General features: G+C 68.0%; 7 protein-coding genes. 6 read left to right on the forward strand and 1 reads right to left on the reverse strand.

What is annotated here, in order from left to right; translation table 11 throughout:
* Positions 1-1,622 (forward strand): phosphomethylpyrimidine synthase ThiC (thiC, locus tag MKK69_RS27250; protein ID WP_243973222.1); only part of this gene is annotated, 1,622 nt, incomplete at its 5' end.
* Positions 1,623-2,058: 436 nt separating this feature from the next.
* A complete protein-coding gene (locus tag MKK69_RS27255; protein ID WP_243973223.1) occupies positions 2,059-2,397 on the forward strand; it encodes a flagellar protein FlaG in 339 nt (112 codons plus the stop codon).
* Between the two features lie 345 nt (positions 2,398-2,742).
* Here MKK69_RS27255 and MKK69_RS27260 read toward each other — a convergent pair whose 3' ends face one another.
* Complete coding sequence (locus MKK69_RS27260; RefSeq protein WP_409564896.1) at positions 2,743-3,480, reverse strand: FadR/GntR family transcriptional regulator; 738 nt, start codon at positions 3,478-3,480, stop codon at positions 2,743-2,745.
* 306 nt (positions 3,481-3,786) lie between these two features.
* Here MKK69_RS27260 and MKK69_RS27265 point away from each other — a divergent pair, with 306 nt between their 5' ends.
* From MKK69_RS27265 to pdxA, 4 genes are read left to right on the forward strand one after another with little or no spacing between them, the layout of a single operon-like run.
* Complete coding sequence (locus tag MKK69_RS27265) at positions 3,787-5,214, forward strand: FAD-binding oxidoreductase (RefSeq protein WP_243973227.1); 1,428 nt, start codon at positions 3,787-3,789, stop codon at positions 5,212-5,214.
* A 26-nt stretch (positions 5,215-5,240) separates the two neighbouring features.
* Positions 5,241-6,569 (forward strand): MFS transporter, encoded by a 1,329-nt coding sequence (locus tag MKK69_RS27270; protein ID WP_243973229.1) that lies wholly within the window; start codon positions 5,241-5,243, stop codon positions 6,567-6,569.
* An 11-nt stretch (positions 6,570-6,580) separates the two neighbouring features.
* On the forward strand, positions 6,581-7,681 hold the full coding sequence (locus MKK69_RS27275) for a four-carbon acid sugar kinase family protein (RefSeq protein WP_243973230.1): 1,101 nt from the start codon (positions 6,581-6,583) through the stop codon (positions 7,679-7,681).
* Positions 7,678-8,706 carry a 4-hydroxythreonine-4-phosphate dehydrogenase PdxA gene (gene pdxA, locus MKK69_RS27280; protein ID WP_243973231.1) on the forward strand — a complete coding sequence of 343 codons (1,029 nt, stop codon included), beginning with the start codon at positions 7,678-7,680 and terminating at the stop codon, positions 8,704-8,706. Before MKK69_RS27275 ends, pdxA begins: the two co-directional genes overlap by 4 nt.
* Positions 8,707-8,740: the final 34 nt, after the last annotated feature.

The raw sequence follows: 8,740 nt of genomic DNA on the forward strand, positions 1-8,740 counted from the left end.
GCTACACGTCCGTCGCGCCCCGGGCGGTCAAGCCCGAGGATAACGGCTTTGCCGGCGACAAGCTCGTGGCCCCCTGCCCCGCCACCCGCACGATCCGCAAGGCGGCGCCGGGCCAGGCGGTGACGCAGTACGAATTCGCCCGCGCCGGGATCATCACCGAGGAGATGATCTACGTCGCCCACCGCGAGAACGCCTGCCGGGAGCAGATGCTGGAGGGCGCGGAAGCCACCCTCGCCGACGGCCAGAGCTTCGGTGCCGCGGTGCCGCCGTTCATCACCCCGGAATTCGTGCGGGACGAAATCGCCCGCGGCCGGGCGATCATTCCGGCCAACATCAACCATACCGAGCTGGAGCCGATGGCGATCGGCCGGAATTTTCTGGTGAAGATCAACGCCAACATCGGCAACTCGGCGGTGACGTCGTCGGCCGCCGAGGAGGTCGAGAAGCTGGTCTGGTCGATCCGCTGGGGCGCCGACACGGTCATGGACCTGTCCACCGGCCGCAACATCCACAACATCCGCTCGTGGATCATCCGCAATTCACCCGTGCCGATCGGGACGGTGCCGATCTACCAAGCGCTGGAGAAGGTCGGCGGCGACCCGCTCAAGCTCGACTGGGAGGTGTTCAAGGACACCTTGATCGAGCAGGCCGAGCAGGGGATCGACTACTTCACCATCCATGCCGGCGTGCGCCTCGCCCACGTGCCGCTGACCGCCCGGCGGGTCACCGGCATCGTCTCCCGCGGCGGCTCGATCATGGCCCGCTGGTGCCTGGCCGGGCACCGGGAATCGTTCCTCTACGAGCGGTTCGACGAGATCTGCGACATCATGCGGGCCTACGACGTGTCATTCTCCCTGGGCGACGGCCTGCGCCCCGGCTCGATCGCCGACGCCAACGACGCCGCGCAGTTCGGCGAGCTGGAGACGCTGGGCGAACTCACCAAGGTCGCCTGGGACAAGGGCTGCCAGGTGATGATCGAAGGCCCCGGCCATGTGCCGATGCACAAGATCAAGGTGAACATGGAGAAGCAGCTGAAGGAGTGCGGCGAGGCGCCGTTCTACACCCTCGGCCCGCTGACCACCGACATCGCGCCGGGCTACGATCACATCACCTCGGGGATCGGCGCCGCCATGATCGGCTGGTTCGGTACCGCGATGCTCTGCTACGTCACGCCCAAGGAGCATCTCGGCCTGCCGGACCGGGACGACGTGAAGACCGGGGTGATCACCTACAAGATCGCCGCCCATGCCGCCGACCTCGCCAAGGGCCACCCGGCCGCGCAGCTGCGCGACGACGCGCTCAGCCGCGCCCGGTTCGACTTCCGCTGGGAGGACCAGTTCAACCTGGGGCTCGATCCGGACACGGCCCGCCGCTACCACGACGAAACTCTGCCCAAGGACGCCCACAAGGTCGCGCATTTCTGCTCGATGTGCGGGCCGAAATTCTGCTCGATGAAGATCACGCAGGATCTGCGCGCCGAGGTGCTGGCGATGGAGGAGGCCGGGGAAGTCGTGGGCGCCGCGCCCGCGATGTCCAAGGCCGAGGCCGAGGCCGGCATGCGGGCGAAGTCGCAGGAATTCCTCGCCGAGGGCGGGAAGCTCTACGTGGACGCCGCCGAATGAGCCGGCGGCACGCCCGATCCGGTCAGGAACGGGCGTGCCGCAGCGTGTTTCCGGATCGCCCGCCATCTGCACCTTGACCGGGAGCGGGGATCCGGGACCAGAGCCATAGAGCAGGGCCGAGAGCCTCAGATCCGCGCGTTGTCGGTTGGGTCGCCTCAACGGTGCGGCCATGCGGGCGCGGCGGACCGCGATGGGTCGATGCCGGCGGATGGCTTCGCGCGGTGTCGCGGTCACCAGCGGGACGTCCCTGTGCATCCGGGCTCGCGCCTCCCACTGCGACGCCGAAAACAGCATGGATTTGTGCCGCTGCGGTAACCGGATGTTCATCCCATACCCGGACGGCGCGCGGCATTCGGTGGATCAGGGCCAGGCGTTAAGGGACGCTTAGGTGCGCTCGTCCCTGAATCCCTGATCACAGGATCGCAGGAGATCGACCATGGAGATCCGTCCGCTGACGACGCCGACGCAGGGCCCCCAGGGCCTCGACGCGCTTGGGGCCACAGCCGCCTCCGCCAGCACGCAAGACACGCCGGATCCGTCGGCGGGCGCCACGACGCTGGAGCCGGCGGTGAAGCTCGATATCGCCGCCACCAGCAGCAAGGCGCGCTTCATCCAGGACCCGGACACCAGCGCGATCGTATTCCAGGTCATGGACCCCGCCTCGGGTGACGTGATCGACCAGTTGCCCAGCGAGACGGCCCTCCGCAATCGCGCCTACGAGTCCGCGCGGGATACGCACGCGACGCAATCCGGGAGCCTGTCGCGGGTCGCCTGAGCTGCGCTGATGCCTTTGCCGATCACATAGGCGCGCTCCGACGCAGGGAGGTTTTGCCCCGCACGCGCCTTCTGAACGCGCACAACGGCCAAGATGTCGGCGTCCCACGCCGCGGAGGCGGGGCGGCGCGTGCCGAAGTTCCGTGTGGCGAGCGTGACGAGCGTTGCTCCGTCGGCAGGTATCGTCCGGTTCCGCGTTGCCCGCGACCCTGTGAGCGCGGCCGTTCAATGTCTGGATGTGGCGGAAAGCTATCCGTCTGGTGCGTATAAAAGGAGACGCGCTTCTTCGGATCCGGCTCCGACGTGCTTCCCAAAATGCCGACCGACTCGGCGACCGTTCTGGGACTTACAGCGAAAGATCGAGCAACCGCCCTTCGAACAGGCGGTCCCGCGAGGTGCGGATATGGATGGCCATACAGCTTCGGGCCGCCTCGGCCTCGCCGTCTTGGATCGCGCGGAAGATGCCCTCGTGCTCGTCGAGCACGCCCTTCAGGCCGGAGTTCGGACCGAGAAGGGACAGGCCATGGATCTTCATGCCGACCGCGATGTGCGAGCGCAGCGCCTGAAGAGAGGCCGCATAGTAGTGGTTGTTCGAAGCTTCCGCGATCGCGTGGTGGAACATGAAGTCGGCATCCTCGCGGTGCTGTTCCTGGCGCGTCGCCGTCGCGAGAAGGTCCAGGGCTGCCGCGATGCTGTGGAGGGCTGATTCGTCCCGCCGGAGGGCCGCGTGGAAGGCGGCATCCGGCTCGATGGTGAGCCGGAACTCGTAGCAGCGCTGGATGTCGGCGATGCTCTCAACCGGGGCGAAGCCCAGCGTCTGCTTCGCCTCGCTCGCCCGGACGAAGCTGCCCGCGCCGCGCCGGGACACGATGGCTCCCTCGCGCCGCAACCGGTCGAGGGCGGAGCGGACCACGGGGCGCGAGACCCCGAACTGGCCCGCGAGATCGTGCTCGCTCGGCAGGCGGTCGTTCGGTGCGTAGGTGCCGTCCGCCACGCTGGTGAGGATCGCCCGGTAGACGATATCCACCAGACTCGTCGGGCGAGGCGTCGATGCCTCCGATGATAGGGCCAAAGGTGCCGTCACTGGCTGTCCGTTCCCGCACGACCACACAGGCAGGGTGTCGGTTCGAGGAAGCGCCAACCTGACACATCTGGGCGCCCCCGTCACGCAACTTGTAAAAAAGATGTCAGGTGCGGCGTGGCTCTCGACACGCCCCGTGTCGCCTCCGCGCCGTAGCAAATTCGCCATTCGGACGACGGTTGTCGCCGGAACCTGTCTGCAATTAGGCGGCCAAAGCCCCTTGACCTGTCCTATAGCTCCGCGTAATTGACTGACAACTTTGTAACAAATTTGATGGCGGGGTGGGACCCCGCTCTGTGGGAGGTTGCCGTGAGTGATGCTCAAGGCTTCATCGAACTCTTGGCCGCCATCGTCGGCCCTCGGAACGTGATTGGTCCGAGCGACGATCTCGCCCCCTACGTGACCGACTGGCGCGAGCGCTACCACGGCCAAGCCGACGCGGTCGTGAAGCCCGCCAATGTCTCCGAGGTGTCGCAGGTCGTTGCCCTGGCGCATCGCGAAGGCGTGGCCATCGTCCCGCAGGGCGGCAATACCGGCCTGTGCGGTGGCGCCACCCCCACCGCGCCCGGCCGCAACCTCGTGATCCGGCTGGATCGGATGCGAGCGATCCGCGCCGTCAGCCCGCTGGCCAACACCATCACCGTCGAGGCCGGCTGCGTGCTGGCCGACATCCAGGCCGCGGCCGAGGCGGCGGATCGGTACTTCCCCCTGAGCCTCGGGGCGGAGGGCTCCTGCCAGATCGGGGGCAACATTGCCACCAATGCGGGCGGGACCGCCGTGTTGCGCTACGGCCCGACGCGCGACCTCGTCCTCGGCATTGAGGCGGTGCTCCCCGACGGTCGGATCTTCGACGGCCTGCGCGCCCTGCGGAAGGACAACACCGGCTACGACCTGAAGCAGCTCTTCATCGGCGCCGAGGGCACGCTCGGCATCATCACAGGCGCGGTGCTGAAGCTCTTCGCCAAGCCGCGGGTGTCGCTCACGGCGCTCGCGATGCTGCCCGGCGTCGAGCAGGCGCTGGAGGTGATGGGCCTGCTGCGCTCCCATGTTGGCGACCGGCTGGGCTCGCTGGAGATCATGAATCGCAGCCAGATCGAGGCAATTCGCGATCACGTGCCGGATACGGCGATCCCGTTCAGCCTCGACACGCCGTGGTACCTTATCATCGAGCTCACCGACACGCTGGCCGGCGCCGACCTCGCGACGCCTCTCGAAGCCGCGCTCGGTGAGGCCTTGGAGCGCGAGCTGATCTCGGACGCGTTGATCGCATCGAGCGAGGCGCAGGCCAAGGCCATCTGGAAGGTCCGCCACAGCGTCTCGGAGGGCAACAAACGCTCCGGCCTCGTCGTCTCCCACGACAGCGCCGTGCCGCTCGATCGTCAGGCCGCCTTCGCCGTGAACGTCGAGACGAGGATCCGGGCGGCGGCGCCGCACGCCGTCGTGGCGATGCACGGCCATATCGGCGACGGCAACATCCACGTCTGCGCGCTGATCGACCGGGCGAGGCTCACGGAGAGCGGCGAGGCCGACCGTGTCGTCGCCCTCATCAACGGCATCGTCGATGACGAGACGCGGCTGCAGCGCGGCGCCATCAGTGCCGAGCACGGGATCGGCCAGTCCAACCGCGGCCGGCTCGCCCGGGTCACCGATCCGCTGGAACTCGATGTGATGCGCGCGATCAAGCGCGTGCTCGACCCAGCCGGCCTGATGAATCCCGGCAAGGTCCTGATGGACTGAAGAAGCACAAAAGGGAGGATCGCGCCGTGACGGGACAGAAAACACGACCGCTGCCGAAGCAACGCTGGTTCATCGTTCTGATGTGCTTCCTCGCCGTGGCGATCAACTACATCGACCGCGCCAACCTCGGCGTCGCCGTGCCGATGATCCAGAAGGAATACGGCATCGATCCGGCCCTGATGGGCCTGATCCTGTCGGCATTCTTCTGGTCCTACGTGCTGATGCAACTGCCGGGCGGCTGGCTGATCGACAAGTTCGGCTCGCGCCTGACCTATACGGTGGCGACGCTGATCATGTCGGTCGCGACCTTGGCGACGGCGTTTGCGGGCGGCGTCGCCTCGCTCATCGCGTGCCGCATGGTGCTCGGGATCGGTGAGGCGTTCTGCTACCCGGTCAACGCCAAGGTGACCTCCCTGTGGTTCCGGCGCTCCGAACGCGGGCTCGCCACCGGCATCTGGGCCTCGGGCTCGCGCGTCGGCTCGGCGATGACCCTGCCGCTGGTCGCCTTCATCATCGCCAATTTCGGCTGGCGCGAAGCCTTCCTCGTCACCAGCGCCATCGGCCTCGTATGGATGGTGCTGTGGTACGTGCTCTACCGCGATCCAAGAAACCATTCCGCCGTCTCGGCCGAGCAGCTCGCCGTGCTCGAAGCCGATTACGCGGTGAAGGCCGGCGCCATGAAGATCCGTTACGCCGAGCTGTTCCGCTACCGGACGATCTGGGGGATGATGATCGGGTTCTTCTGCCTGAACTTCGTCATCTACTTCTACACCACCTGGTTCCCGTCCTACCTCACGCAGTCCCGCGGCTTCTCCCTGGCGAAGCTTGGCACGCTCGGGCTGGTGCCCGGCCTCGTGGCGATCCCCGCCGGCTGGCTCGGCGGCTACCTGTCCGACCGTCTGTTCAAGGCGGGCTGGAGCCTCACCGCCGCCCGTAAGACCTGCCTCGTCGGCGGCCTGCTCGCCTCCTCCGTGGTGGCCCTGGCTCCCCTTGTGCCGGGTGACGCGGCGGCCCTGACCCTGCTGGCGATCTCGTATTCCGGCCTCGCCTTCGCCGGCGCCAACATCTGGACGTTGCCGGGTGACGTCGCCCCGACCCCGGCCCATGTCGCCTCGATCTCCGGCATCCAGAACTTCGCCTCGAACCTCGCGGGCATCGCCATCACCACCTTCACAGGTGTGATGGTCTCGATCACCCAGGGCTCGTTCGTGGTGCCGCTGGCGGTGGCCGGGACGCTCAGCATCGTCGGCGCCTGCTCCTACCTGTTCATCGTCGGCGAGATCGCGCCGCTGAAGAGCCGGGAGGATGAGGCCGAGGGCTCCATCTTCGCCGCCGCCAGCCCCTCGAAGGCTTGAGGCAGGCTCCGATGCCGACCCTGCGGCTGATCGCCGACGACCTGACCGGGACCCTCGACACGGCGGCCGGCCTCACCGGCCTCTGTGGCACCATCCCGGTCGCGTGGCCGGAGATCCTACCGGATCGGGCATCGGGCTCGCTCGCCATCGATTCCGGGACGCGCGAGCGCGGAGAACAAGAGGCGGTGCGGATCACGCGCGGGCTTCTGCCCCACCTCGACGGGGCGGATATCGCCTTCAAGAAACTCGACAGCCTGATGCGCGGTCCCTGGGCGACGGAGTTGGCGGCCACGGTGCAGGCAGGCGGCTGGCGACGCTGCATCGTGGCGCCCGCCTTCCCCTACCAAGGCCGGGCGACGGTGGAAGGCCGACAGCAGATGCGGCGCGGCGAGGACTGGGTCCCCGTCTCGACCGATATCGTGCGGATTCTGAGCGAGGCCGGTCTCCCCGCCCGCCGGGCCGCCGTCGCGGACGGGCCGGTGGAGGGCGTCGCCGTCTACGATGCGCGCACCGATAAAGACCTCGCAGCCATCGCGGCTCTGCCGGCGGACGGCTCCGTCCTGTGGTGTGGCAGCGGCGGGCTCGCCGCTGCCCTCGCCGGGAGGACGAAGCCGCCCGGCGAGGGCCGGCTGGAAGGCCCGGTCCTCGGGCTGTTCGGGTCCGACCGCGCGGAGACCGAGGCCCAACTCGCGGCCTGCGGGCCCCTCCGGCTCGTGCTCACCCACGGCACGCCCCGTCGAGACCTCATCATCGACCGTCTGTCCCGCGACGGGGCGGTGATGGTGAGCCTCGACCTTTCCCCCGGCACGGCCCGCCGGGCAGCGGCAGGGCAGATCGCGGAGGCCTACGCGAGATTGATCGATGAGCTGCCCCGGCCGGGGAGCCTCCTCGTCGCCGGGGGCGAGACGCTCAAGGCGCTCTGCCTCGCCCTGTCCGTCGAATGCCTCGACGTAACCGGGCAGATCGCACCCGGCCTCCCACGCTCGACGCTCCGCGGCGGGCGATGGGACGGCCTGCCGGTCGTGTCGAAATCAGGCGCCTTCGGTGCGTCCGCAATCTGGCGCGACCTCCTTTCCCAGAACGGCTTTCCGCACGACAGGAGCGGCACATGACCCCCCACCTCGCCATCACCATGGGCGATCCCGCGGGCATCGGCCCCGAGATCATCGTCAAGGCCGCGGCGCGTCTCAAGGACCGGATCGATTCCGGAGACTTGAAGCTCATGATCGTCGGCAGCGTCCCGGCCCTGCGCCGGGCGGAACAGTCGTTGGGCCTCCTGACGGAGCAAATCGCCGAAGTCTCCGAAACGGGTTCCTGGCCCGCCCTTTGTTGCCTCCAGGCAGACGAGGAGGGCGCACCCATCGAGCCGGGCCAGCTCTCCGCCGATGGCGGTCGCTTCGCCTACAAGGCGATCGAGGCGGGTGTCCGGATGGCGCTGGCCGACAAGATCGGCGGCATCGTCACGGCGCCGCTCAACAAGGAAGCGCTGAACAAGGCTGGCTACCACTATGCCGGCCATACCGAGATGCTGGCGGAGCTGACCGGCGTGCGCGGCTCGGTGATGATGCTCGCCCACGGCAACATGCGTGTTTCGCACGTCACCACCCACGTCGCCCTGCAGGACGTGCCCAAGCGCCTGACCCCGGAGCGCCTGCGCCTCGTGATCGACCTCACCGACAAAGCCCTGAAGGGCCTGGGTATCACGAACCCGAAGATCGCCATCGCCGCGCTGAACCCCCATGCTGGTGAGGGCGGACTGTTCGGGCGCGAGGATATCGACGTCAGCACGCCCGTCATCGCAAAGGCCAATGCCGACGGGCTGAACATCCACGGCCCGGTGCCGGGCGACACGGTGTTTGTGAAGCTGCGCGCCGGCCAATACGACGCGGTGGTCGCGATGTACCACGACCAGGGGCACATTCCTGTGAAGCTGCTCGGCTTCGAGATCGATCCCGCCACCGGCAAGTGGATGGACCTGTCGGGGGTGAACATCACCCTCGGGCTGCCGATCATCCGCACCTCGGTCGATCACGGCACCGCCTTCGACATCGCCGGCCAGGGGATCGCCAACGAGCGCAGCCTGATCGAGGCGATCGAGTATGCCGAGAAGCTCGCCGCCACCCGCCACGTGGCGTGAGGACCAGGATGAACATCGCCTCACCGATCGACCT

This window comes from Methylobacterium sp. J-026 (genome assembly GCF_022829585.1).
Classification (GTDB): domain Bacteria; phylum Pseudomonadota; class Alphaproteobacteria; order Rhizobiales; family Beijerinckiaceae; genus Methylobacterium.